Genomic DNA, 24428 nt, shown 5'->3' with positions numbered 1-24428 from the left:
ATTGCGCGATTATCCAATCGATCTCTTTTCTTCCAAAGGCACTGTCTCTGCTCCCCAGAACTTCCGGATAATTTCTTCCGACGGTTTTGGCGTTAAATAGCTGACGACGATCATCAACAGGAAGGATAATCCCATTGCTGTCGCGATCGTATGCATGCCGAAAGGATTCGGAAAGTATTGGGAGATGATCAGATAGGAAATCAATCCTGAATACATGGAGACGATTGCTCCCCAGGTTGAAGCCCTTTTCCAATAGAGCCCTAAAATGATCGGTGCGAAGAAGGTGGCCTCAAGCCCACCGATCGCGTACAAGACGATCAATTGCAGATATTCTGGCGGAGTTAGGGAAATCAATACGACTGCAACCCCGATTGCCAATGTCGTGAAATAAGAGATCTTCGAAATTTTCCGTTCACTTGCACCTGGGTTGATGTAATTCAGATACAGGTCCTTTACGATGGTCGAGCTCGTGACGAGAAGCATGGAGTCGACCGTCGACATGATCGCAGCCAACGGTGCTGCTAATATAAGGCCCGCTACCCAACCTGGCATGATATCAAGGATCAGAAATGGCAACGCAAGATCTGCTACCTCAAGGTTCGGATATAGAATCCTGACCATTGGCCCGATTGTTACGAACCCGAACGTCAATATCCCCATGATGATACCGCTCAGGATGATCCCTTGATGCATTGACTTCGAGTCTTTATAGGTCATACCACGGACTGAAGCATGAGGCAAACCGATCGCGGCAATACCGAACATTAGGAAATAGGAAAAGAACATGGTTGGTGTCAGATTGGCCCCGCCTGGCAATGTCAGCATTTCAGGATGTGCAGTAGCCAATTGTTCATTCAAAACTGTAAAGCCGTCTGTTTTGATCATGAACACGACCCATAGAATGATTCCGCCAAGCATCATCACGATACCCTGGATTGCATCAGTCATCGCAACGGCCCGGAATCCGCCATATGTGGTGTAAATGACAACCGCCAGACCGAAAATCAACAATCCTGCTTGGTACGGTAGGCCAGTGATCGATTCTAGGATCCGTGCGCCTCCTGCAAACTGGGCGACCATATAGGCACTGATGAAGATGATGATCCCGAGAGCACTGCCAATTACGACGGTATGGCTTTGATACCTTTCTTTCAGGATGTCGATCAAAGTAATCGAATTCAATTTCCTTGCGACGATCGCGAACTTTTTCCCCAGGATCCCAAGGATATAGATTCCCATCGCAAGCTGTGTCAAGCCGACGAGTACCCAGCTATATCCCATCTGGTAAGCTAGTCCGGGAGATCCGATAAACGTCCCGGCACTGGCTGCGGATGCCAGCATCGTAAACGCCAAGACGACTGGTCCAAGGCTCCTTCCACCGATGAAAAATTCCTCCTGGAAGCTCGACTTCCTTTGTTTCAAGAATTTATGAAAGTATCCTCCTATCAGAAACGTGACCACTAGATAAAGGAGGATCGGTATGAGGACATCCCATTTCATTTCTTTTCTCCCCCTTCTTCTGCTTCAAGGGACATATCCTTGAAAAACAATTTGACCATGAAATAAGCGCCGATGATCAGCAGGAACCAGCCTACGATTCCTCCATAGAAGAACCAATCAGGAAAGCCCATCACGATGTCCACTTCAGATGCCGGTTTGTTATAACCGATCACTAATGATATTCCGCCAGTAACAATCAAGTTAAAGATAAAGAATAGAAGTGTCACCCACATTTCTTTTGTACATTGACGGAATCGACGATCTTCCTTAAAATTTTCCAATGCTGTTACCTCCCTTTCATTATTAAAAGCTATACATTTTCCTCAGTGAGTATCTTTGCATCCGCAAACTCTTCTTCACGGTCCAATGGAAAAATTGGTCTTCTCAAGCGTTTGTAGTCGAAGGATGTAAAGTCGATTGTTGATAATCCGGGAGAATCGACGGTGATGATCTTATCCGCAATCGACTCGAAGGCAGCCCTGAAATGCTGGCTGGATTTCAAAGCGACGATCTTATACTCGCTGACATCGATTCCATGCAATTTGAAAATCTGTTCATCAAGAACCTGGGATTTCACGGAACAAACGATGACATCGACCCCGTTGACGATCAATCGGGCAGACTTCCCGAGATTGATCCTCGTCCCCTGCCACATCGGCGAGCTTTGATGGAATTGGCCGTCTGATAAGCATTTTACATAGGCGTGAAGTTTCAAAGGTTGTCCATGCAAATTGTCTGTCTTCCCGCCCAAATTGATGTCGATGTATCGGCCGGCACCACTCTCATGAGCCTTCTCTGCAACCTCTGGATCGTAGATGTACCCGAAACATGCTTTTTCCAAATTCGATTCGATCATCGCCTCGAGAAGATATGTACCATCACCTGGCGTTCCTCCCCCAGGATTATCAGAGGTCTCGTTAATGACGATTGGAGCTCCAGATTCCGCAAGCGCATGCTTGATCCCTCCCTTTGGAGAAATGGGTTCAGGAATGAATTCGTTGCGGTGCTCCCATAATTTCTTTGCCGTTTGACCGGATAGTTCTTTCGCTAGTTCAGGGTCATCATTGGTCGTCGTGATAATGGACACACCGACATCAGGAATATCGGTATAGGGAAATCCATGAAAGAAGGTGCAATCGATGACGGATGGATTCTTCTCGACTTCCCAGCAGTATTCATTGATGGTTTTGGCTGGGGGCAGGTTCGTTGTCGAGGTCGGTATCATCATCGGCAGTTTCGTCAGATGGGAAGTCGGCTTCAATCCACCTTTTACGATTTGGCAAGCGACATCTACAGCTTCGACCCCGCGTTCATACGAATCTGTATGCGGATAAAAGTTCACGCCTAACAGGACGTCTGAATGATCTACCATCTTTTGGGTGAGATTGCCGTGCAAGTCCAATGTGACGACAAGCGGGATCTCGTTTCCGATCTCAGAGCGGATCAGCTCCATCAGTTCCCCTTCAAGGTCATAGACGCCATCTACCGTACCTGCCCCATGCATCGCAAAACAGACGGCATCATAATCGTTATGCGCCCGAATCGCCTGAACCAGCTCTTTTTTGATGTTTTGGAAAGCTTCTTTAGTGATCAAGCCTGATGGATAGGTGAATGCTGAAAAGGTCGGCAGGATCTCGATTCCCAACTCTTCTGCACGATCGACGATCCCGCCTAAATAATCCCTCACCTTCCTGTGCTTCGTAACAATGTTTTCCTTATGATCCCATTCCCATAGTTTGAAAAGCTCTTCCGTCGTTTGGACATTCGAAAAGGTATTGGTCTCATGTGAAACTTGTCCGGTTAAAATTCTCATAAAAATTCCCTCCAGGTTTTGAATTGGTCCATTCTTGAGAAAGATTCCAACATACCAACAAAAATGAAGCGATTTATTTTTGAGAGATTCATAGATGATAAGATTTACAAAAGACAGGGCAAATGATGAGTGAATGACTGTGAGTAGATGAACTGATGAAAAGTAGAAAGTAGTACATTTCGTGGTGTTAAACTATTTTGAAGTAGCAAATGAAGTTCAAACTTTATTTTCGAATGATATTGAAGTTTAAATTTCTTCACATTATAATCACATAAGCAAAAGATGTCAATAGATTTTAAATTTTTTGTCAATTAACGATATATAAATAAAGGCTTTCCCTGCAGGATAGCCTTTATTGTTCTGTATCATTTATTTATTTGCAAGGTCACAAAGTATATCGAACAGAAATCGCCTACAGAGCTATGCACGTGAACATAGTACGATATTCATTTCCTGTAGTTCTATTGAATATCCATCTTCCCTTTCAAATTACCTTCATAGTGATGGTCACCTGCCTGAATGTCGATCGTTTGCATGCCTGTGAATGGATTTACTTCATCTATTTTGATAAGTACTGGTACAGTTTCTGAGTTTTTCAGTTTCGCTGTTCCCGTAAAACTTGCCCAGCTTTTATAGGTTTGAAGCAATCCGATGTCTCTGCTCTTGATGTGTAGTCCATTCTTTTTATCGATCAGACGGAAAGTCCCTTTTGACTTTGAATCTTGCTTTCCTTGTTCAATCGAAATATGAATGAGCGGGTCTTTTCTTTCTTCGGTCTGATCAATTTTGCCAATTACTTTCACGTGATGCTCCTCATCCAGACTCATTGGCCGGCTTGGCATGTCTCCGTTTCTCTTCAGAGCTTGTCCAGCCTGGTTCCCTGTCAATTCCCCGTCTCTCAACGCAAACTGGCCATTCACCAGCACATGTTCGATTCCCTCTGCATATTGCTTTGGATCATCAAAGTCCGCTTTGTCTATTACTGTCTTGTCGTCAAAGACGGTAAGGTCGGCAACCATTCCTTCCGCAATAAATCCACGGTCTACCATTCCGATAATGTTGGCTGGCAAACCTGTCATTTTCATGACCGCTTCCTCCATTGATAATAAACCGTCTTCCCTCACAAGCTTCCCTAGCACTCTTGGCTGGGTCCCGTATCGTCTTGGGTGTGTACTATCTGATTCCGTCGCACCTCCGTCAGATGCGATAGCAGTCGTCGGATTTTCTAAGATCTGTTCAAAATCTTCCTGGTGCCCGAAGAAATAGATCGTCCTTAAATTCCCATCCTCTTCAAGGATTTGTATGGTTGCCTCTCCAGGGGAAACACTTCGTTCGTCAGCAATGTCCTGCAAGGTTTTTCGTTCGGTGGGAAAATAGACGTCATTCGCATCCCGGACACGGCTGCCGATGATTTCATGGATTTCTTCTTCAATTTGTGGCCGTAATTCGGGGTCAGCGAATCTTTCAAGCATTGCTTCTCGGCCACCATTTTGCACCCATGGCGGTACAATGGCGGTCAACCCCGTCTGGCTCGCCAGATAAGGGTATTGGTCTGCTGCAGCAAAAGTCCCCCTTTCGTTCGCTTCTTGAATCAATCGGATCGTCTCTTCGGATTTCCCCCAGTTATTCGGTCCCATCACCTTCATATGAGTAACTACAGGGACTAAACCTGCGCCTTCACCGATTTCAATCGTTTCTTCAGTTGCTTCGACCACATGGGTATTTTCATTTCGGATATGGTTCGGGAAATTCGTCCGCCACTTTTCTGCTGCACTGACAACATCGATTACTTCTTTGGTTTTAGCATAGTTCCCCGGTGTATAGAAGAGACCGGCTGAAACACCCCACGCGCCGTCTTCCATAGCATTTTCAATGAGTGATTGCATTTCTGTGATTTCTTCTTCCGTAGCCGGACGATCGTCAAAACCGACTACTTCTTCCCAGACAGCATTAAACCCGATGTAACTTCCAATGTTGATCGCAAGTCCTTCATCCTCCAACGCATATCTTTCTTCGAGGTCAACTGGCCCACCGCCATCTGGACTCAATAGTTCAGTCGTGACCCCTTGCGTAATCGAGCTTTTAGCTGTTTTTAAAACGGGTGTATCAGCATGGCTGTGGATATCGATGAACCCAGGAGAAACGATTTTTCCTGTTACATCAATTTCAGTGGCCCCTTCATCACGGTCCAAATCACCAATAGAAGTGATATACCCGTCGTTTATCCCAACATCAGCGACATATCGATCCTTCCCGGTACCGTCAATTATGGTTCCGTTTTTCAGGATGATATCGTAATCTTGCTTACTCTTCGCACTCGACTGCTCAACATCTGGAACACCTGCTAGTAAGATTCCTAGAAGCAATGCCACCATTAACAAAACGGTTACGCTCTTTTTTCTTAATGAATACACTGATTTGCCTCCTTAGAAATTCGATTTGCACAGGTTTTCAAGATTACCTCCTTTTTGTGCCCGTTCTTTAGAGTTTATTTTATCGCAGGAAAATACATATTTCGCACTATTCTGAAAAAATGAGCGTATATATCCAGTCAAGAAATCATTTGAAAATCCAGTAATGACAAGCGTTTGGACTATTCCAATAGGAAAATTGCACGATAATCATTTTGTAAGTCTCTTGATTGAACGTCGATGAATTTCCAATGAAAAGCAGTGAACGTTCATAATACGATCCACTCTGGAAAGACGTGAGTTAAGTGGTGAAGCCACGATGATTAACCTAAAAACCAGCGTCTGGCAAATGCCAGACGCTGGTTTGTTGTTACTCTTTATTTTTCACCCTTCATTTTCTTTACCTTATCCTGGTTGTTCTCGATCCACTCACGAGCGACCTTCTCTGGGTCCTTCCCGTTTTCTTCAATCTCTACAATCATTTTCTCAACTTCATCAATCGAGATATTCCAGTTGCTTAAGAATTCATACGCTTCCGGTGCTTTTTCTTTTAGATCTTTATTGGTAATGACATGAACAGAAGATGCCCCGAAGAATCCTTTGTCATCCTCTAATACTTTCAAGTCATACTTGTTGAACATCGTATGAGGACGCCAGCCGTAGAACACAACAGGTTTTTCTTGAGCCATAAGACGAGTGGCCTCAGCGATCATACCGCCTTCTGATGAGTTGACTTGTTTCATGTCCAAATCATACGCTTTGATGATTTTGTCCGATTCTTTTGTTGCACTAGCGCCTTCTTCGATCCCTAGCATTTCGTTATTAAACGCGTCCTCTTTCCCTTTCAAGTCGGAAATCTTATTAACATCTTCCATGTAGGTTGGAACGACCCAGCCCGTCTTCGCCTCTGGGTAACTTACTGCTGTATCTTCTACACTGTCTTTAAATTTGTCCAGGTGAACCTGGTGCATAGGAAGCCATGCGTCCATGAATACATCCACATCACCACGGGATAGTCCCATGAAAACACCGCCAACATCAGATTTCGTTTCTTTCACTGTATATCCCATGTCTTCTAGAATGAGCACGGCGATTTTCGTCGGAGGAACCGTACTTGTCCATGGCGTCACACCAAATGTAATGGTTTGACCTTCACTCGCTTCACCGCTGCCTTTTTCGTTTGAAGAGCAGCCGATAATCAGGGCTGCCAGTGACATCATCATCAGTCCTGTAATTATAATTTTTTTCATATTGATCCTCTCCCTTTTATACTTTTTTACCTAATCCTTGTGTGATTCGATCAAGAACGATTGCTAATACAACGATTCCTAAACCGCCTGTCAAGCCAAGACCGACATTTACGGTCGAAATGCCTGACAGCACCGTCGAGCCAAGCCCAGGCGCTCCGATCATCGAGGCGATGACTGCCATGGAAAGAGCTAACATGATTGTCTGATTGACTCCGGCCATGATCGTTGGGACAGCCATAGGGAGCTGCACTTTAAAGAGCAGCTGCCTCGGTGTTGAGCCAAACGCTCTTGAAGCTTCGACCACATCGGCTGGTACTTGCTTGATCCCTAGAGTCGTCATACGAACAGCAGGTGGTGTAGCGAAGACAAAGGTCGCGATGACTGCTGGTACGCCGCCAAGACCAAATAACAGGATAGCTGGTATTAAATAGACAAAGCTCGGCAACGTTTGCATAAAGTCAAGGATAGGACGAACAATTTTTTCGACAATTCCATTCGTTGCACTCAGAATTCCAGCAGGCACTCCGACGACAATGGACAGAATCGTTGATACAATGACGACAGCAATGGTTTGCATCGCACCGTCCCAAAGATTGACAGACCCTAAATAGATGCAGCCGATCAGGGTGAACAGAGCCATGCCTTTTCCTGCAAACCTCCAGGAAAGCAGGATGAAGATCAGCGTGATGGCTTCTGGAGGGATGATTAACAGTAAGTCGGTCACGCCTGTAATGAAGGCATCCAAACCATTACTGATTTGATTGAAAAAATCACCCATGACCGGAAGCAGCCATTCACTCACAAAAGCATTGGTCCATTCTTCCAAAGGCAGATAGAAATAATTCATACCACTTCCACCTCCTCTTTTTCTTTACCTAAGACAAGGCCAGATAAAATCGATACTCTTGAAATAATACCGATCAGCTTGCCTTCCTCTTCTACAACAATTGGATACTTCGTTTCAGCCGCAATCCCGAGCAAATCATTAAGGGGCGTATGTTTAGACGTCGTATGGACGTCCTCGACTAAAACGTGATCGAGTGGCGTTTCGTTCTTATACGCTTCAATCGCATCATCAATCGTGAGCAGCCCTTTGAAGTTATCCTCTTTATCAACAACAAAGATGCTTGATGCCCCGGCTTCTTCCATCTTCCGGACAGCCATTCTTGGACCATCTTTATACGTTGTCAACACTTCTGGCTTTTTCATGACCTGATGCGCTTCCAGCACTTTTGAGCGGTCGACGTCTTTCACAAAATTCGAGACATACTCATCGGCTGGGTTTTCCAATATTTCTTCTGAAGTCCCTATCTGGACAATACGGCCATCCTTCATGATCGCAACCCGGTCGCCCAACTTCAAAGCTTCATCTAAGTCATGCGTGATGAATAGGATGGTTTTCCCCATTTTCTTCTGCAGGTGCAGCAATTCGTCTTGCATCTCTTTACGGATAAGAGGATCAAGGGCACTGAAGGCTTCGTCCATCAATAAAATGTCGGTATCATTCGCGAGGGCTCGAGCTAAACCTACACGTTGCTGCATACCGCCACTTAGCTGATCAGGCCGGCTGTTCTCATACCCTTTCAGTCCGACATCCTCAATGGCCTTCATGGCCTTCTGTTCTCGTTCTTCTTTCTTTACGCCTTGAATTTCCAATCCGTATCCCACATTGGCAAGAACCGTACGATGGGGGAAAAGCCCGAATTTTTGAAAGACCATTCCCAGCTTCTTACGGCGTGTTTCGATCAGGGTAGATTGGGACATTTTTGTAATGTCATCCCCATCAATGTAAACCTCACCGGCCGTCGGTTCGATGAGACGGTTTACCAAGCGGATCAATGTGGATTTCCCGCTTCCTGAAAGCCCCATGATGACAAAGAATTCACCAGGTTGAACAGCAAAGGAAGCCTGGTTGACCCCTACGGTCATACCGGTATCCTTTAAAATTTGATCTTTCTTTTCTCCGTTTTCTAAACGCTTCAATCCCTGCTTAGGCTTGGATCCGAAAATCTTCGTCAAATTGTTGACTTCAATTTTATTCATCTACTCAGTCTCCTCTCTCGTTGCGAATAAGTGATGGTTAACGTTTGATCCCTATTTGACGGCCTGCTTGTTTTGGCTTTTCTAATGAATGGTGGGCTTTCTGTAAGTCAGCCACCTTTTGAACGATCGGTTCAGGAAAAGGAGCGGGTCTGCCTGCTTCCATATCGATCCCCATCAACATTTGCTCGCTTGTCGCCACTATTTGATCATTTTGATTTTTCATGACAAAAAAAGGATGAATACGCTTGGCGTCAGCATCCAGTAATTGGACAGACACGTAGATTTCCTCATTTTCATGCGCCTCTTTCAAATAACAAAGATGGGTTTCCAGCGTGAAGATCGTGTTTCGATGCATCTCCCGGGCTTGTTCATCCAATCCGATGTACGCCATGAAATGATCCACCGCATGGCTGAAGACAATCGCATAGGCTGCATCATTCATATGGCCGTTGTAATCCACCCACTCTTTGTGCACCTGATCCTCGTAGATCGAAACGGGTTCTAGCATTTTCATCCCTCCTTTTTATTTGTTTACAAGACTCTTAGATTCAGGCCAATATTCTTCTACTAAATCAAGCAGCTTTACAAGAAATTCATTTCGTTTACGCTCAAGATCAGCTACTGATTCTTCTCCTGCATAACGTTCACAGCCTTCAATGACGCGTTCCTTCAGTTCATCTGTCAGTTCCGGTGCTTCTAATTTTGTCCATGGCAGCTTGAGTGCCGGGCCAAATTGCTCGAGCATATGGCGCATGCCTTGTTCTCCGCCAGCTAAATGAAAGGTAAGGAATGGTCCCATTTGCGCCCATCTTAATCCAGCACCGTAAATGATCGCTGTATCGACTTCTTCCGTGGTGGCCACCCCATCATTCACCAGGTGAAGGGCCTCACGCCAGAGCGCTTCCATCAAACGATCCGCTACGTGACCATCGATTTCTTTATGAATCACAAGTGGTTTCATGGATACACGTTCGAAAAATACGCAAGCCTTCTCAATGACAGATTCCTTTGTAGCCTTTCCACCTACCACCTCTACAAGAGGAAGCAAAAAGACTGGGTTGAACGGGTGGGCTACAATAAACCGCTCGGGGTGCTGTAAACCAGCCTGTAACGTGCTCGGGATGATGCCAGAGGTACTAGAAGCAATAATCGCTTCCGGCTTTGCGTGCTGATCAATCTCCTCCAGCACAGACTTCTTTAATGCTTCACGTTCGGGTACATTTTCTTGTATAAAGTCGGCATGAGCGACCGCTTCCTCGATCGAAGGCATGAAGTGCAATCGATCCTGGGAAGCTCCTTCGACAAGGCTTTTCTGTTCTAAAGACTTCCACGCATGGGAAACCGCCTGGCGTGTACGTTGTTCCGCTCCTTTTGCCGGGTCAAAGGCAACGACATCATATCCTTGAGATAAGAAGCGGGCGATCCAGCCGTTACCGATTACGCCTGTTCCAATTACTGCAATGTTTTGCATCGTTACGCACCTCCTGTATGAGGGGAGCGAAGGTTGAATTGCTCGCGTGCTTCTTGCGGTGTCATCGGTTCTAGCCCTTGATTGTGCAACAGCGTGACTGCTTTTTCTACAAGCTGGTCGTTTCTCGCCATAACCCCTTTTTTCAGATAAAGGTTATCTTCCAGACCTACTCGGACATTTCCGCCGAGCATTGCTGCTTGAGCAGCCATCGGCATCTGCATTCGGCCAATTCCAAACGCTGACCAATGCGCATTATCCGGCAATCGATTTTTCATATAGAGCATCGTCTCTGCGTCCGCTTCTGCTCCCCATGGAATACCTAAGCAAAATTGAAACATAGGATCTCCCTCGATGAGGCCTTCTTGGATCAATTGTTTCGCAAAACGAATATGACCCGTATCAAAGCATTCAAGCTCTGGCTTCACGCCGCTTTCCTGGATGAGCTTCGCTTGTTCACGCAACCAATCTGTCGGGCTTAAGTAAATCATATTGCCGAAGTTTGTACTGCCGCAGTCCAGTGTACACATTTCTGGAAGCAGTTCACCTACTGGTTGGTGACGTTCGGCTGGTGTCTGGATATCTGTTCCGTCTCCACCAGCTGCAGGCGTAGCTAAACTCGGTATAAAATCGCCTCCACCGCCTGATGTAATATTAATGACCACATCTGTCTCTGATTCACGGATACGATCAACGATTTCACGGTAGTGCTCGATATTGTGGCTGATCCCGCCTGTTTTCGGGTCACGGGCATGGACATGGGCAACCGTAGCACCAGCTTTAGCCGAAGCAATTGCTGATTCGGCAATCTCCTTAGGCGTCACTGGAACATGTGGGTTCTTATCAGTCGTGTCTCCAGCTCCTGTAACCGCTGCGGTTAATAAAACTTTATGATTCAATTTCATTTCCTCCTTTAGGGTTCTCTTCGCCAAAATTTTACTATACCATCCGGACGGTTTGTTAATCCAATACAAACTGTACCATCCAGACGGTTCTGTTTCAAGGGAATAACTTACTTAAATGAGGAAAATGACTCATTTTTTTGCGCTAAATTGGGGCTGGAGACTTACGCGCCGTTAAGGGGAACAGTTTTATGAAAAATCACAACCAAAGTAACCAAAGATTTCAGAAGAACATAAAGAAAACCTGACAAAGCCAAGCCAAAACCACTTTCTTTAAATGTAAAAAACTCCACCCATTGGATGGAGAGTGCTTATTCCTCAGTCCATGCTTTTAACGTTCTGTAAACCTCATCTTTTTTCTCTTCCTCTATTTGATAAATATCAAAGAGTTCGGAAAGCCAAATTCCATCGATTGCTAGTCGAATGATCGTCGCTTTTACTGGATCCAGTCCGTCATTCTCAATCTCATGCTGCCAATTGGCATAAGCCTCACGAATCGGTTGTAATAAATCCGAATTGACTGCTTTTGCTGCCAACAGTCCGGCATTCATGTCTTTATTTTCATAGCTTTGGTTAAAGGTTACATCTAAAAAAGAACGTGTCCATCTGCCTTTCGCCTCTTGATCGATTTCTGCGTTATGACGAATTTTTTCTTGATAATTTTGGGCCAAATGTTCCACCATTCCCTGAACTAAAGCTTCTTTACTTGGATAATGATAAAGCAATCCGCCTTTGCTGATTCCAGCTTCCTTGGCTGCTGCTTCTAACGTTAAATTAAAAATCCCTTGCTCACTGACAACTTTGGATGCAGCATGAAGAATTTCAACTTTTTTAGAATACCTTCCCATGTATGATCTCCCCTACTATTAAAGTCAATACCACAACTATACTATCCAGACGGTATAGTTTGCAACTATTTCTTTCATGCCCTCCTCAAATGCTTTCTATACGCTTTAACCCATAGTTTGGCATTCAATATTAAATTGACATAATAAAAAAAGTACCAATCTGTCCTTAACGGACTGGTACTTTAAAAGTCTAGGATTTAAAACCTCTATTTAGTAAGACGATAACCCGAAATAGCAGAAAGCTGGTTTGCGGTTTTACGAAGAGCTGGCAAAACAACTTCTTCACTTAAATCATCATCTAATACAGTAACAGGAGCAACTACATTTACAGAAGCAATGACGGATCCTTTATTGTTGAAAATCGGGGCTGCGATAGAACGGATCCCATTTTCGAACTCCTCATTACTTATCGAATACCCTCTCTGCCTTATATTTTTCAATTCCTTCTGAAGCTCCATGATCTCTGTTTTTGTTTGCTCAGTAAATGGCTGTAGTTCTGTACCATATAAAAAATTTTTCAGATCTTCCTTTGGTTGATAAGCAAGCAATATTTTGCCCATAGAGGTGGCATGGGCAGGTAGCCTCGAACCAATTGTGACGTTGATCGTAGTGACCCCTTTTCCTGGTACTCTCGCAATATACGCTACTTCCCTGCCATCTAAAATACCAATATGGACTGAAGCACCCGTTTTATCTCTGAGCTCTTCCAGATAGGGCCTCGCAATTTCAGGAAGCTGCATTCCGTTCAAATACGCAAACCCTAACTCCAACACTTTTGGAGACAGCTCATACCGCTTAGTATTTTCATCTTGGTACAAGTATCCCATCGTTTGAAGTGTATACAACAGTCGAAACGGGGTGGTCCTGCTTACCCCTAAATTGTTTGCGATTTCAGCTAACGAAAGAGTTGGCTTGTCTTCATTAAACATTTTTAATATTTCCAAACCTCTCACCAGAGAATTTGAAAGGTATCGATCCTTCTCTTCATTTGACACTTATGTTTTCATCTCCTTTTTATACTTTCCATCTGACTGACATTCCTGCAAGAATTGAATGACGCATGAATTAAATAAAGCAGGCTCTTCCTGGTAACATAAATGCCCTGTCTTTGGAATGGTAACAAGTTCGGAATTGGAGATTTTTTTGTGAATGATTTTCGATTCACTAACAGGTGTTACCTTGTCTTCTTCACCACATATTATGAGTGTTGGGACGCTTATTTGCGGATATAGATCCATTTGGTCAGCATGGTACAACGAATAAGCAACAGACCTATATCCCGCAGGTCTGACTTGTGACATGATGTATGCCGCTTGATTTCGTACCTCCTCTGAAGCATAAGGAGAGAGCAGATTCGGCACTCTTTGTTTTGCTAGCTCCTCAGGAGACATCCTATCAATAGAAGATAACCTGCTATTTAATCTTCTTTCATTTTCTTCATCATTCAGAGCAGCTGAACCTCTTGTAGTATCCGCTAAAATTAACGCTTCTACAAGACATGGATATAGGTTGACAAAATCGATCGCGGTTGCAGCACCCATAGAATGTCCGAGAAGGTGTACTTTCTCTAAGTTTAACTTATCCAGGAACTTTTTAAGTATTATTGCAAACTCTTTAAATTGAGTAAGTTCTATTGGAGGGTCCGAACTTTTTCCATATCCCGGAGCATCCCAAGCAATAACTGTATAATATTTCTTAAGAACTTCTATCTGTTTTCCCCATGATTGAGAATTATTTCCCATACCATGTAATAATACTAACGGGGTTCCTTTACCCTCCCGTTCATAATGAATAGTTAAATCATCTACTTGTACATAAGGCACTTAAGTCACCTCCAATTATATAGGAAAAACATCCAATGTTAAATCTTTCCTTCCTGTAAAAAACTAACATAGCCCTCGTACACCGAGACCTCCATCACTCGAGATTACTTCTCCGGTAATGGCCCGTGATTGGTCTGAGGCGAGTAGAATATAACTCGCAACATGATCTTCTGGTTGCATCGCAATCTTTAATGGATTCCTGTTTTTAATGCTCTCTTTTCTATCGTCGGAAGTCTTAGGTATATAATATGGTTTCAGAGTTGGCGTAACCGTTAATTCCGTAATAGTTCCACCTGGAGCTACACCATTGACCCGGACATTCGGTGCTGCCTCAAAAGCCAGCTGGCGAATCAAACCGAGTCCCGCATGTTTACTTGCTGTATAAAGTGCCCCTCCTCCATCTGGATAAAAGGAAGCACCTGAAATCGTAAAAATCATGTTACCATTTGTCTTCACTAGCTCAGGCAATGAAGCTCTTGCACCGAATAAATAACCTTTCACATTGATAGAGAAAAGTTCCTCGTACGCTTCACTCAAAACATCAGGCTTCAAATCAATCAGTTTAGTAAAACCGTCGAACACACCAGCGTTTGCAACGAAAATATCAAGCTTGCCAAAAGCGTTCACAGCTGATGTAACGGCTTGTTCATTATCTTGATAGTTTCTTACGTCTCCACAATAAGTCGTTATTCGATCCCCGTATTTTTGCTCTAGCAATGCCAACCGTTCCTCAGAAAGGTCAAATACACATACCTTCGCATTTTCATTTAAGAAACGTTCAACTATAGAGCCCCCTATCCCGGCACCTCCACCAGTAATAAGCGCAACTTTCCCTTCTAAACACCCCATTCATTACCTCACTCCTTCTATGCTAAGCATCGTTGTAACCGTGATCCTTATTCAAAATTTTTCATGTGAACGTCTACCTCGTCTCCAACATCAATAAACATAAGATCCTCTCCTACGACAACTGGACCGGAATATGTCTTTTGAGTTCTACCAAGAAAGTCAGCCTCTTCGTCAGTAAGCCCACCAAGCAATACAATATGCGTATAAACAGCAAGCTTGGGTTTTACCTGGCTAAACACTTTACCTGCCTCTTCAGGGGTTGTATGGAGAGAAAGGATATTTGATATGGCTTCTGAATTTTCTGCATCATCTGGCCTTGCTGCAGCAACTTCATGTACGATTACATCAGTACCTTTTGCAAAATGAATTAAATTTTCATTGTATCTAGTATCTCCTGAGATGACCACTGAATGTCCATTATAATTGATCCGATAGCCATAACTTGGTTCGATTGATTTGTGATCCACCAAGAAAGCAATCACTTCAATGCCGTCCTGTTCATAGACGACACCTTGCTTTATATCTTGTGCTTCAACACCCAAACCTTCAGTGTTTTCATTTCCTGATTCATACCGAGCATCAATATCAGCAGCAAAAGCTTTTTCCATATGGGACATCATCTTTTTTGTACCCTTTGGCCCCCAGATTTTAAACGGTAGCTCCCTTTTTCCGGCTGTTGGCAAAGCACCTGTCAGCCAAACATCGGGAATCCCTACCGTATGATCCGAATGTAGATGAGTCAGAAACAACTTATCTACTTTTCCAGGAGCTACGTTCGCCTGATCCAGTCTGAGAGCAGTACCACGTCCTGCATCAAAAAGCAGCTTTTCATCCCCGACCTCTACAAGAGTTCCTGGTCCAAAACGGGACATGCTTAAAAGAGGAGAACCAGTTCCTAAAAGGGTGACTTTAAAGTTCGATTCAAGATCCGATTTTCCAAGTAACGGTGATGACAATGTTAAAAAGGTAAACGAAATCAATAAAAAGACGACAGAAGTTATCGCTGTTTTCTTCACCCTACTACCCTCCGATATTTTCGTATAGATTTTTCACTAGGTCGGCATTCACTAGTGGAAAACCATCCAATGCTCTACCAGTACCTTTTATACAAATATTGCTAGATTACGTGTATTCAATGTCGTCTGGTCTACGAGGAAAAACCGTTTTGATAGTTTCCATCTGCCGTCGGCAAACTTGAATTCATCTTGGCGTTCACCTGAAATCAAGTCGTGATGTATGTCCGTCGATCGACTTCTATAAATGAGCAAGTAGCTGCGAACAACCGCTTTTTCGTTTTCTACATAGTCGAGAACACGCACATTGCTGACAAATCTCCGTGTACGTGATGGAGGCATTTCCGCCCAAGCATATTCCGTCTTCAGTCGATCCACTCTTATTTTCATCGTTTCGATGTCATCCTGAAATGCAAACATGTCAACGGAATAGTCCGGACGTTCCATTCCTTCCTTGTTCACGCGGACAGGCATTTCGTATTTCAAATCGGAATGCATCAGATCGAACCATCCGTCAAAGTCGATTTCATCAAGAAGTTTGGCTTCCTCATATAACCATTGCTCAAATTCATATTTTGTCAGTACCTTCCCGATATCCATATCTGATTCCCCCTTTATGCCTTCATCAAGTTTAACCAGTACGAATAATAGTTCCGTGAACCCGCTTCGGTGAATTTATCCGGATACACAATGCCAGGTCCAATAAAGTCATCGACCGGCTCCCTGTGCATCCCCATCGTATAATTGTAATTGAAATTCTTTGCTGCAGGGATTGTCCCTGATGCTGCCTGGGTAATGTCTGTAAACACTTCTGTATCATCTTGTTCAAAAATGCCTGATGGACTGAATGTCAGGATGTACGATTCACGCGAGCGGTTCTTCCAATCTTCAGATGCATTTTTATCGACAAGGAACCATGTCATGACCTCCATCTTATCGTGTGCAATTGGTTTCCATAACCGGAGTGTCGTATTGGAAATGAGCTTCCCTTTTATTTTCGTATGGGAAATAAGAAACGATAAATTCGGGAATACCGTGCCGATCATGTTTTTAACCTTTGACATCAACTCGAACTGGTCGGCTGATAAATTTTCCTTGTACTCTGGAATGAGTCCTTCTGGGAACGCGAAATCCGGATTCGGCATCCCTATGTTACAGCCATGACCGTTTTCAACATGAACCTGGTATCCTTTTTTTGAATAAACCGCATTTGGCACCATTCCCAATTTTGCAATCGATCCGTGCGTAACCATCGTATGATAGGAATCACTGACAAAATTATCAGAACCGATCTTCCATTGGGAATGGACGATGAATTTCTGCGGTGGTCCTACGACCTCCATCTCTGCACGACCGACCACAATATCAAGATACCATTTGAAATCACCGAGAAAATCGGATAAAGGCTCGGGATCCTCATTCCACGTTCCAAAAACCAATCCTTTGTAAGTAGCTAACGTCACACCATGCAAGGACATTTGATCCAAATCGAGCTGACCTCCATAAATGTCCTTCTGGAGCGGCACCCCGATCAAGTCACCGTTGTTTTTAAACGTAAAGCCGTGATAGGGACATGTGAACTGGCCTTTGTTCCCTTTATCTGCACGGCAAAGCTTCATACCGCGATGTGTGCACATGTTGTAGAAAGCACGGAGGATACCATCCTGCCCTCTTGAAACAATGACTGAATATCCAGCCAAATCCCTTGTAATGAAGTCTCCCTTATTGGGAACCTCTGATTCGTGTGCGATGAATACCCATGTTTTCATGAAAATTTTTTCATGCTCTAGCTTGTTGACATTTTCATCTCCCATGATGTAAGCAGGGATGATTCCTTCCTCAGGCCGAACGGTCTCCATTAAATAGTCGGCCAGTTGTGTACGTGACATCTCGTCCAAGTGTACATCTGTTTTCGTATCGATCATCTGAATTACCTCCTTGCAGTTCAAATCATTCGCTTCTATCAACCTATCTTTTTGAATTATGCACTATAATCGGTGAGTCCCTGTCGCTCTAATTCTTTATTCAGTAAATTGACTTCCTCTGCCTCTTTCTTCAATGTAAACAGATAGGCTATGAAACCTAACCCTGCGACTAGAATCATCAAGATGATAGAAGGCCCGAAGTCTCCCCCGGATAAATCTCTCATCCAACCCATGACATAGCTCGCGAATCCTCCAAATATATTGGTGAATCCCATCAGTCCTGCTGCACGACCTGCTGTTTCTTTCGTAGAATATTTTACGATGAATAAGTTACTAAGGTGGAAGACACCACCCATCGTACCCATAGCTAGCCCTAAACATAAGCCCGCTATGATCGGAATCGATGTGGTAGACGCTACTGTCAAGAACGTTGCGCACAATATGAACAAGATGGTGGCCAATAAACTAGGACGTTTGGTTTTATCCGATAAGAAACCGCAAATCAGAACAAAACCTAGTGCGAACATCCATGATAATGATGTGATTCCTGTCATTGATTCAATATCAAAATTTTTAGCCTGTACTAAATACGTTGGAAGCCATATACTGATCCCGAAGAAAAGAAATGAAGCCATAACCATTCCGAACCAAACAATCCAGAAACGGAAATCTTGTGCAAAATTCTGTTTGGTGACACTCTTATCAAAAGACTCGGTTTTTCGAATATGGGCTAATTCCTCTTTACTGACTCCCGGATGGTCTTCCGGCTTGTTTCGCGTCAGGAACAAGAACATCGGGATATTGATAAGCAAGTTGCATAGCGCAAGGAAAAAGAAAGATGCGTGCCAAGTCAATGTTGAAATAATAAGTGTCAGGAATACAGCACCGATTGCTGGTCCAAGGTAGTTTCCGGTTATCCAGGATGCTTGTGCACGTCCAATTTCATTTCTGTTAAACCAGCTTGCGATGAACTTTCCTGACACCGGAATCATCATCCCTTCACCGATACCGAGGATGATCCGACTCCACATGAACATCTCATAAGAGTTGGCCATTCCTGCCATCACCATCGTAGCTGTCCAGACGGTTACACCCAAAAGTGCTGTCTTCCTTGCACCGAGTTTATCGATGACAAACCCCCAGAAAACATTCGAAACGGCGTAAGCTACCATAAAGATGAACGTTAAAAAGCCGATTTTTGCATTTGCACTGGAACCCGTGAGACCAAGGTCATTCAAAAATCCTGGATCGGTTTGTACGATTGAAATCCCTAGCTTATCAATTTGCCCGAAGAACCAAAAGAAAAATATCGGCATCGCAATATAAAGCCATCGCTTTTGCGTACTTACCATCGTTACAACCTCCTTTTTAATATGAGAGATTTTTATTTATTCTATAAAGCTATAGATCTTTCCAAATATCAAACTATGGACTAGGGTTCTATTAACATAGCTGAATAATGCATGACATGGTCAATTCTCATATTTTTCAAGCAGTTCGATGACTACTTTATACATTGAAGTCGTATCTATGTAAGCGTATTCACCTCTACCATTCCAGAAGGATCCTTTTTGGATCACTGGATAGCCCATTCTCTCCAGCATACCGATTTTCTCCCTGATGTTTTTGACTACGAACGCGATATGATGAATCCCTTCCCCTTTCGTATTAAGGTGCTCCCTCCAAATACTTGGAGAAGCATCATCTGGCTCAATCAGTTCAAGTTCGATGAGCGGAGTTTTGATAAACATGAATTTCGCTTTCGCCTCAGTTGGTTGACCTCGGAATTCAATCTTCGTCATTTCACCTGGTCCGGATTGAATGATGGACGACCTATCTACCCCTAAAAGCTTACAATAGGCATCGGCAGTTGATTCAATATCGCGGACGACGATCGCCATCTGCGTTACGGTATCCGTCCCAAGCAACGGTTCCTGTTCGCTTTTTTCATTCTGACGATCAGTATTTACCTGCGGCTCTTCCCGCTCCAGCAGCTCGACAAGTGTCTTGTATTGGTCCAACGTATCAACATACGCGTATCTGCCATTGCTGGAAGTGAACTCACCTGTCTGTAAGACCGGGAATCCTTGATTTTCCATCTACTGACCCGATCCTTCATATCATCTACATCGAAGGCAACATGATGGATCCCTTCTCCATCAATGTCCAAAAACTCCCGCATCGTGCTGGGATCTTCGTTCGGTTCAATCAATTCAATCTGTATAGATGGCGTATCCATGAAGATCAGCTTGCTGCGTGCCGCGGAAGGCTCACCACGATAAACGACTTGTGAAATTTCCAGCGACCCGGTCAAAAACCATTCTGGTTTTGGCATGCCAAGTAATTTCGCGAACGCCTCTGAAGCAGTTTCGATATCATGTACAACAAAGGCGATTTGATTGATGACATTGTTTCCTAACAACGGTCTCAGTTTATTCATCGTATCCTTCCTTTCGCTCTTCTCTAGCCTAAAAGGATCGTTTCTTTTCTGTTCTTCAAGGTTGCCAGCACACTCAGAGCCGCTAAGTAACTCGTTTTCGGGTTATCAGGCATCGGATCGTTCTCAACCATCACCTCTACCCTCCCAAAGGCGCCCATCGCTTCAATTAAATGAATGTTCTTTTCTACCTTCGGATCGGCTATGATCTGAACCTCTGTTTCCTGTCCCCCTAATCCCGCCAATGATAAAACGATCGATACATTGGTATTTTTCGGAAAACATTTGATTGCTTCCGAAGCGCTTCCTTTAAAGATCACCTTTTCTTCTGTCAGTGTTTCTTCCCCGAGAGATTTCGGTGATTTTCTGGTCGTAATTGAAACGGAATCCAGTTGATTAATCGAATTAGCGGCTTTTAAAATATCCAAACCGCCGATTGCTCCTGATGGTATGAAAACCTTCGCCCCATGTTTTTCACACAATGTTTTCAGACGATCATATAGAGCACTGTCTCCTAACGCACCTACGCTTACAATCAAAAAGTCTTTTCCATTTCCAACGATTGTCGGTCCATATTCTTCAACCACCTGGACCGTCGCTGCCTCGATGACTAAGTCAATGCCAGAGTTCAGGAATGCTGGGAAGTCTTGATAGATTTCCACACCATACGTTTCAGCGAGGGGGGACAAATCTTTACTACGGCCCTCGAAAACGGCACCTATGGAGCATTCAGGGAAGGCACGTCTGCTATTGATCGTCTCCAGAAGAAATGTACCGATATTCCCGCATCCGATTAATCCAATCCTCATCAGCCGTCCTCCTTAATCGGCAAAGCCGTAGCTGTCTGTGAAAAGTTCCAAGCTTCCCCAGCGGGTTTCCCTGCTAAGCCCGCTTTCTTTAATGCCAGGAAAATCTAAGCGAAGATCTTTGAAGACAGTATGATTGTTATGGAACACGGCTCCGGCTTCCAGGCGATCTGCAATCGCGATAGCCGTATCCTCGTTTGCAGTCCAGACCGAAGCTCGTAAACCGAATTCGGTATCATTCGCCATTTCAACCGCTTCGTCTAAGTCAGTAAACGGAAGGACCGGAATGATCGGTCCGAATTGTTCGGTCTTCACGAGTTCACTGTCATGACTTATATTGGTCACAATGGACGGGAGCATAAAGTATCCTTCATCCCAGGAAGCCGCATCCAATTTCCGACCAGCCGTCTCAACCTTCGCAGCCGATTGCTTCGTCCTTTCAAGCAGCTCGGTTACAAATTTATATTGCGTCTGGTTGTTGATCGGCCCCATTGTTGCATCAGGCTGGATACCATTACCGACGACGACACGATCAAACTCTTTCTTCAGTTTGTCGATCAACTCGTCATATCGGCTTTTGTGGACGTAAATCCGTTTAATTGCCGAACATACCTGACCAGATGCCCGCAAAATACCCATCCGGATTCGTTTGATCGCATCTTCATCCAAGACAGCATCGTCTAGAATAAGAGCAGGATCATTACCTCCTAGTTCCATATACAGCTTTTTGACGCTATTTGCTGATTGACTCATGATTTGCTTACCTGTTTCTGTACTTCCAGTAAACGCAATGGTCCGGACACGTGTATCGTTACATAACGCTTCACCTACTACAGATCCAGAACCTGTAACTACGTTGATGACTCCTGGCGGAAATGACGCTTCGATTTCTTTCAAGCATGAAATCACCGTCAATGGACAATACGTTGCAGGTTTGATGACAACTGAATTTCCTGCAAGAATCGCTGGGATCGCCCGCTTGAAGGTCAAGATCATCGGTGAATTCCAAGGGGAAATGACGGCTGTAACTCCTCGGGGACGCTTCCGGATCTGCACCTTCTGGGCTTGTCCCTCCACAGGTTCAGGCTTCCACCATTCCATCAGGTTATCTGCACCTTTACTCATCACTTCGACGCATCTCAAAAGGTCTTTTTTCGCCTCAACGATGGTTTTTCCATTTTCCCTTACAAATAAGGAAACATGTTGTTCGATCACCCTGCTCAATTTTTGCGAAGCTTCCTTCATCCGTTCCGCACGTTCTTCTACGGAAGTTCTTGACCATACCTTATAGGCTTGCTCAGCTGCATCGATTGCCTTCGTAACATCCGTTTCAGAACATAAGGCAACTTCACCTACCACCTCTGTTGCCTTGGCAGGATTGATCACGTTTGCAACGTCTTGCGTCTTTTTCCATTCACCGTTTATCAAAAACTGACCTGAAGTTTCAGGGAATACACTTATCATCTCGTCGTCCCTCCTCTATTAGTACTGTTCAAAAAGGAGGATAAAAAGAGCCGAGAAGTTCGAGGCACGTCAGTCTCGAGGATCGGAACGTATGTGGTTATACGTGAGGAACGGAGAGACCGAGTAACGAAGAAATTCGACAGCTATTTTTACCGGACTTTTTGAACAACTTCTATAACTTTTTTGGTTTGAATGCTTCCGCTGCTCCTGGTGGTCCGCTAAAAGGCTTCGCCATCGGACCGACAGCCTCCATATCTACCACAATCATAGTCGGCTGCCGATCAGAGATTGCAGTCTGCAATTCGGACCTGAACTGCTCTGGTGAGTCGACTTTTTCAGCATTGAAGCCGATTGAATGGGCTAGCTTTACAAAGTCAGGACTTAATAAATCAACGGCTACCCTTCGACCATACGCGGCATCTTGAATATTACGGAGTACGCCATATCCGCTATCATCAAACAATACGATGATAAGCGGCAGGTTTTCTTCTGCAGCGGTGGCCAATTCTCCGACATTCACCATGAAACCACCATCTCCAGCCATTAAAACGACTGTGCGATCCGGCCTACCGATTTGTGCTCCTATCGCCGTTGGCAATCCTTGCCCTATCCCTCCTCCAGAAGCATGGATCGAGGTACGTGGTGCGTTTATTTCAAATAACCGGCTACCCCAAACATTTGCCGGAACCGTAACGTCACGGACGAGAACAGTCTCCTTCGGCAGCGATTCCCTCATGGCGTCCAATATGTCTTCATATGGACCGAGTGTTTTTCTCAAGACTGTACGGACCTCATTTCTGACCGATTCCACCTCAATCGTATAATCAGGCTTAGGAGCAACAGGCTTGTTCGAAAGGGCCTTCAAAACCTGCTGAAGTATCTGTTTCGCATCCCCGACCAGCCCCTGTTTCACCGAATAATTACGGTTCAGCGCATTTACATCTGCATCAATCGCGATATGTTCATCAGGAGTCTTTACCTTCCAGTTTGATGTTTCATTTCCACGAAAGCGAACGCCGATACTGATTAACAAATCGGATTTAACCAAGAGTTCTTTTACTGAATCATAAGAAGCAAAATGTCCGATACAGAGAGGGTGGTCCTCAGGGATGGAACCTTTTCCTGATTGGCTTGTAATGACAGCGGCACCAATCAATTCCGCCAATTGCTTCACTTCCTCTGATGCCCCGGAAGATATGACGCCTCCACCAGCCCAAATGATCGGGCGGCGTGCCATAGCTATTTTTCTGAGGATCTGTTCAGGCAGTTCCTTTTGAGAGTAGTTATAGGTTCCATTATCGTTCGTATCTACAATCTCAACTTCTGGAATGATTGTAGATTGGAAATCAATTGGAATCTCTACCGTTATCGGACCGGCGGGTGCTATCAGTGCATTATGAATCGCTTTCCGTATGATCGGGCCCATTTGCTCCGGTTTACGTAACCGGTATGCTTCCTTACAAGCACCTTCCATCATGGCCAGTTGATCTTTACATTCATGGATATAGCCTCTTCCAGTTCCTAAGTAAGATGAACCGACTTCACCTGTAATATGAAGAAGAGGAGTTCCTGCACTCCATGCTTCAACGAGGGATCCAGCAGCATTTCCAGCTCCAGTTCCTGTACTTGTCAGAACGACCCCGACCTTGCCTGTCGACCTTGCGTATCCATCAGCCATATTGACAGCTCCGCTTTCCCCTCTAGCCGTAATAAGACGGATGGATCCTTCTCGTGAAATCGCATCGTAGATCGGCATATTATGAATACTGACGATGCCGAAGACAACCTCGACGCCTGCGTTCACAAGTTCATATACGAGCGTATCTGCAGTCGTGAATTCTGTTTGAATTTCTGTTTTCATTTGCATCCAACCTTT

At 44.4% G+C, this 24428-nt stretch carries 23 protein-coding genes; all 23 read right to left on the bottom strand.

The genetic code is table 11. The features are described from left to right. Positions 1-9 precede the first annotated feature (9 nt). The 23 genes from panF to KOL94_RS00110 all read right to left on the bottom strand — a co-directional run bounded on the left by panF (position 10) and on the right by KOL94_RS00110 (position 24413). A complete protein-coding gene (gene panF / locus KOL94_RS00215; protein WP_221563087.1) occupies positions 10-1500 on the bottom strand; it encodes a sodium/pantothenate symporter in 1491 nt (496 codons plus the stop codon). Then, on the bottom strand, positions 1497-1781 hold the full coding sequence (locus KOL94_RS00210; RefSeq protein ID WP_260412142.1) for a YhdT family protein: 285 nt from the start codon (positions 1779-1781) through the stop codon (positions 1497-1499). Before KOL94_RS00210 ends, panF begins: the two co-directional genes overlap by 4 nt. Positions 1782-1810: 29 nt before the next feature. After that, entirely contained in the window at positions 1811-3313 is a 1503-nt protein-coding gene (locus tag KOL94_RS00205; RefSeq protein ID WP_221563086.1) for a M81 family metallopeptidase, read from the bottom strand. 461 nt (positions 3314-3774) lie between these two features. Further along, positions 3775-5727, bottom strand: coding sequence for an N-acyl-D-amino-acid deacylase family protein (locus KOL94_RS25560; RefSeq protein ID WP_221563085.1), 1953 nt, complete (start codon positions 5725-5727; stop codon positions 3775-3777). Positions 5728-6101: 374 nt separating this feature from the next. Continuing rightward, a complete protein-coding gene (locus tag KOL94_RS00195; protein ID WP_221563084.1) occupies positions 6102-6974 on the bottom strand; it encodes a glycine betaine ABC transporter substrate-binding protein in 873 nt (290 codons plus the stop codon). A 16-nt stretch (positions 6975-6990) separates the two neighbouring features. Beyond that, entirely contained in the window at positions 6991-7821 is an 831-nt protein-coding gene (locus KOL94_RS00190) for an ABC transporter permease (RefSeq protein WP_221563083.1), read from the bottom strand. Further along, entirely contained in the window at positions 7818-9017 is a 1200-nt protein-coding gene (locus KOL94_RS00185; protein ID WP_221563082.1) for a quaternary amine ABC transporter ATP-binding protein, read from the bottom strand. Before KOL94_RS00185 ends, KOL94_RS00190 begins: the two co-directional genes overlap by 4 nt. Before the next feature lie 37 nt (positions 9018-9054). Further along, the gene (locus KOL94_RS00180) at positions 9055-9525 is read right to left on the bottom strand and encodes a thioesterase family protein (RefSeq protein WP_311775086.1); all 471 of its coding nucleotides are present in this window, start codon (positions 9523-9525) and stop codon (positions 9055-9057) included. 15 nt (positions 9526-9540) lie between these two features. Further along, a complete protein-coding gene (locus KOL94_RS00175; protein WP_221563080.1) occupies positions 9541-10488 on the bottom strand; it encodes an L-carnitine dehydrogenase in 948 nt (315 codons plus the stop codon). A gap of 2 nt (positions 10489-10490) precedes the next feature. After that, positions 10491-11384 (bottom strand): beta-keto acid cleavage family enzyme, encoded by an 894-nt coding sequence (locus tag KOL94_RS00170; protein ID WP_221563079.1) that lies wholly within the window; start codon positions 11382-11384, stop codon positions 10491-10493. Between the two features lie 314 nt (positions 11385-11698). Then, positions 11699-12235 carry a TetR/AcrR family transcriptional regulator gene (locus KOL94_RS00165; protein WP_221563078.1) on the bottom strand — a complete coding sequence of 179 codons (537 nt, stop codon included), beginning with the start codon at positions 12233-12235 and terminating at the stop codon, positions 11699-11701. A gap of 206 nt (positions 12236-12441) precedes the next feature. Beyond that, positions 12442-13230: an IclR family transcriptional regulator gene (locus tag KOL94_RS00160; protein ID WP_221563076.1), complete on the bottom strand. Its 789-nt coding sequence runs from the start codon at positions 13228-13230 to the stop codon at positions 12442-12444. Continuing rightward, positions 13231-14058, bottom strand: a complete 828-nt coding sequence (locus KOL94_RS00155; RefSeq protein WP_221563074.1) for an alpha/beta fold hydrolase — start codon at positions 14056-14058, stop codon at positions 13231-13233. 63 nt (positions 14059-14121) lie between these two features. Beyond that, entirely contained in the window at positions 14122-14907 is a 786-nt protein-coding gene (gene hcaB / locus KOL94_RS00150) for a 3-(cis-5,6-dihydroxycyclohexa-1,3-dien-1-yl)propanoate dehydrogenase (protein WP_221563072.1), read from the bottom strand. Positions 14908-14954: 47 nt separating this feature from the next. Next, positions 14955-15923: an MBL fold metallo-hydrolase gene (locus KOL94_RS00145; RefSeq protein WP_221563070.1), complete on the bottom strand. Its 969-nt coding sequence runs from the start codon at positions 15921-15923 to the stop codon at positions 14955-14957. A gap of 87 nt (positions 15924-16010) precedes the next feature. Further along, complete coding sequence (locus KOL94_RS00140; RefSeq protein ID WP_221563068.1) at positions 16011-16520, bottom strand: aromatic-ring-hydroxylating dioxygenase subunit beta; 510 nt, start codon at positions 16518-16520, stop codon at positions 16011-16013. A gap of 14 nt (positions 16521-16534) precedes the next feature. Continuing rightward, positions 16535-17845 carry an aromatic ring-hydroxylating oxygenase subunit alpha gene (locus KOL94_RS00135; protein WP_221563066.1) on the bottom strand — a complete coding sequence of 437 codons (1311 nt, stop codon included), beginning with the start codon at positions 17843-17845 and terminating at the stop codon, positions 16535-16537. 56 nt (positions 17846-17901) lie between these two features. Continuing rightward, positions 17902-19197, bottom strand: coding sequence for an MFS transporter (locus KOL94_RS00130; RefSeq protein ID WP_221563064.1), 1296 nt, complete (start codon positions 19195-19197; stop codon positions 17902-17904). A 120-nt stretch (positions 19198-19317) separates the two neighbouring features. Continuing rightward, the gene (locus KOL94_RS25035; protein ID WP_260412141.1) at positions 19318-19866 is read right to left on the bottom strand and encodes a VOC family protein; all 549 of its coding nucleotides are present in this window, start codon (positions 19864-19866) and stop codon (positions 19318-19320) included. Beyond that, positions 19812-20285, bottom strand: coding sequence for a VOC family protein (locus tag KOL94_RS25030; protein WP_260412140.1), 474 nt, complete (start codon positions 20283-20285; stop codon positions 19812-19814). Before KOL94_RS25030 ends, KOL94_RS25035 begins: the two co-directional genes overlap by 55 nt. Positions 20286-20308: 23 nt before the next feature. Beyond that, positions 20309-21091 (bottom strand): aspartate dehydrogenase, encoded by a 783-nt coding sequence (gene nadX, locus KOL94_RS00120; protein WP_221563062.1) that lies wholly within the window; start codon positions 21089-21091, stop codon positions 20309-20311. 12 nt (positions 21092-21103) lie between these two features. Then, entirely contained in the window at positions 21104-22552 is a 1449-nt protein-coding gene (locus KOL94_RS00115) for an aldehyde dehydrogenase family protein (protein ID WP_221563061.1), read from the bottom strand. Between the two features lie 172 nt (positions 22553-22724). Further along, entirely contained in the window at positions 22725-24413 is a 1689-nt protein-coding gene (locus KOL94_RS00110; protein ID WP_221563059.1) for a thiamine pyrophosphate-binding protein, read from the bottom strand. Between the last annotated feature and the right edge of the window lie 15 nt (positions 24414-24428).

This window comes from Alkalihalobacillus sp. TS-13 (genome assembly GCF_019720915.1).
GTDB lineage: Bacteria > Bacillota > Bacilli > Bacillales > Fictibacillaceae > Pseudalkalibacillus.
Note: the sequence above shows the minus strand (reverse complement) of the source record. Positions and strands in the feature narration are given on the sequence as shown.

Excerpts from the sequence above, each read along its gene's own strand:
- panF (WP_221563087.1), bottom strand. The coding sequence starts at position 1,500 with ATGAAATGGGATGTCCTCATACCGATCCTCCTTTATCTAGTGGTCACG.
- KOL94_RS00205 (WP_221563086.1), bottom strand. The coding sequence starts at position 3,313 with ATGAGAATTTTAACCGGACAAGTTTCACATGAGACCAATACCTTTTCG.
- KOL94_RS00195 (WP_221563084.1), bottom strand. The coding sequence starts at position 6,974 with ATGAAAAAAATTATAATTACAGGACTGATGATGATGTCACTGGCAGCC.
- KOL94_RS00190 (WP_221563083.1), bottom strand. The coding sequence starts at position 7,821 with ATGAATTATTTCTATCTGCCTTTGGAAGAATGGACCAATGCTTTTGTG.
- KOL94_RS00185 (WP_221563082.1), bottom strand. The coding sequence starts at position 9,017 with ATGAATAAAATTGAAGTCAACAATTTGACGAAGATTTTCGGATCCAAG.
- KOL94_RS00180 (WP_311775086.1), bottom strand. The coding sequence starts at position 9,525 with ATGCTAGAACCCGTTTCGATCTACGAGGATCAGGTGCACAAAGAGTGG.
- KOL94_RS00175 (WP_221563080.1), bottom strand. The coding sequence starts at position 10,488 with ATGCAAAACATTGCAGTAATTGGAACAGGCGTAATCGGTAACGGCTGG.
- KOL94_RS00165 (WP_221563078.1), bottom strand. The coding sequence starts at position 12,235 with ATGGGAAGGTATTCTAAAAAAGTTGAAATTCTTCATGCTGCATCCAAA.
- hcaB (WP_221563072.1), bottom strand. The coding sequence starts at position 14,907 with ATGGGGTGTTTAGAAGGGAAAGTTGCGCTTATTACTGGTGGAGGTGCC.
- KOL94_RS00140 (WP_221563068.1), bottom strand. The coding sequence starts at position 16,520 with ATGGATATCGGGAAGGTACTGACAAAATATGAATTTGAGCAATGGTTA.
- KOL94_RS00135 (WP_221563066.1), bottom strand. The coding sequence starts at position 17,845 with ATGATCGATACGAAAACAGATGTACACTTGGACGAGATGTCACGTACA.
- KOL94_RS00130 (WP_221563064.1), bottom strand. The coding sequence starts at position 19,197 with ATGGTAAGTACGCAAAAGCGATGGCTTTATATTGCGATGCCGATATTT.
- KOL94_RS25030 (WP_260412140.1), bottom strand. The coding sequence starts at position 20,285 with ATGAATAAACTGAGACCGTTGTTAGGAAACAATGTCATCAATCAAATC.
- nadX (WP_221563062.1), bottom strand. The coding sequence starts at position 21,091 with ATGAGGATTGGATTAATCGGATGCGGGAATATCGGTACATTTCTTCTG.
- KOL94_RS00115 (WP_221563061.1), bottom strand. The coding sequence starts at position 22,552 with ATGATAAGTGTATTCCCTGAAACTTCAGGTCAGTTTTTGATAAACGGT.
- KOL94_RS00110 (WP_221563059.1), bottom strand. The coding sequence starts at position 24,413 with ATGAAAACAGAAATTCAAACAGAATTCACGACTGCAGATACGCTCGTA.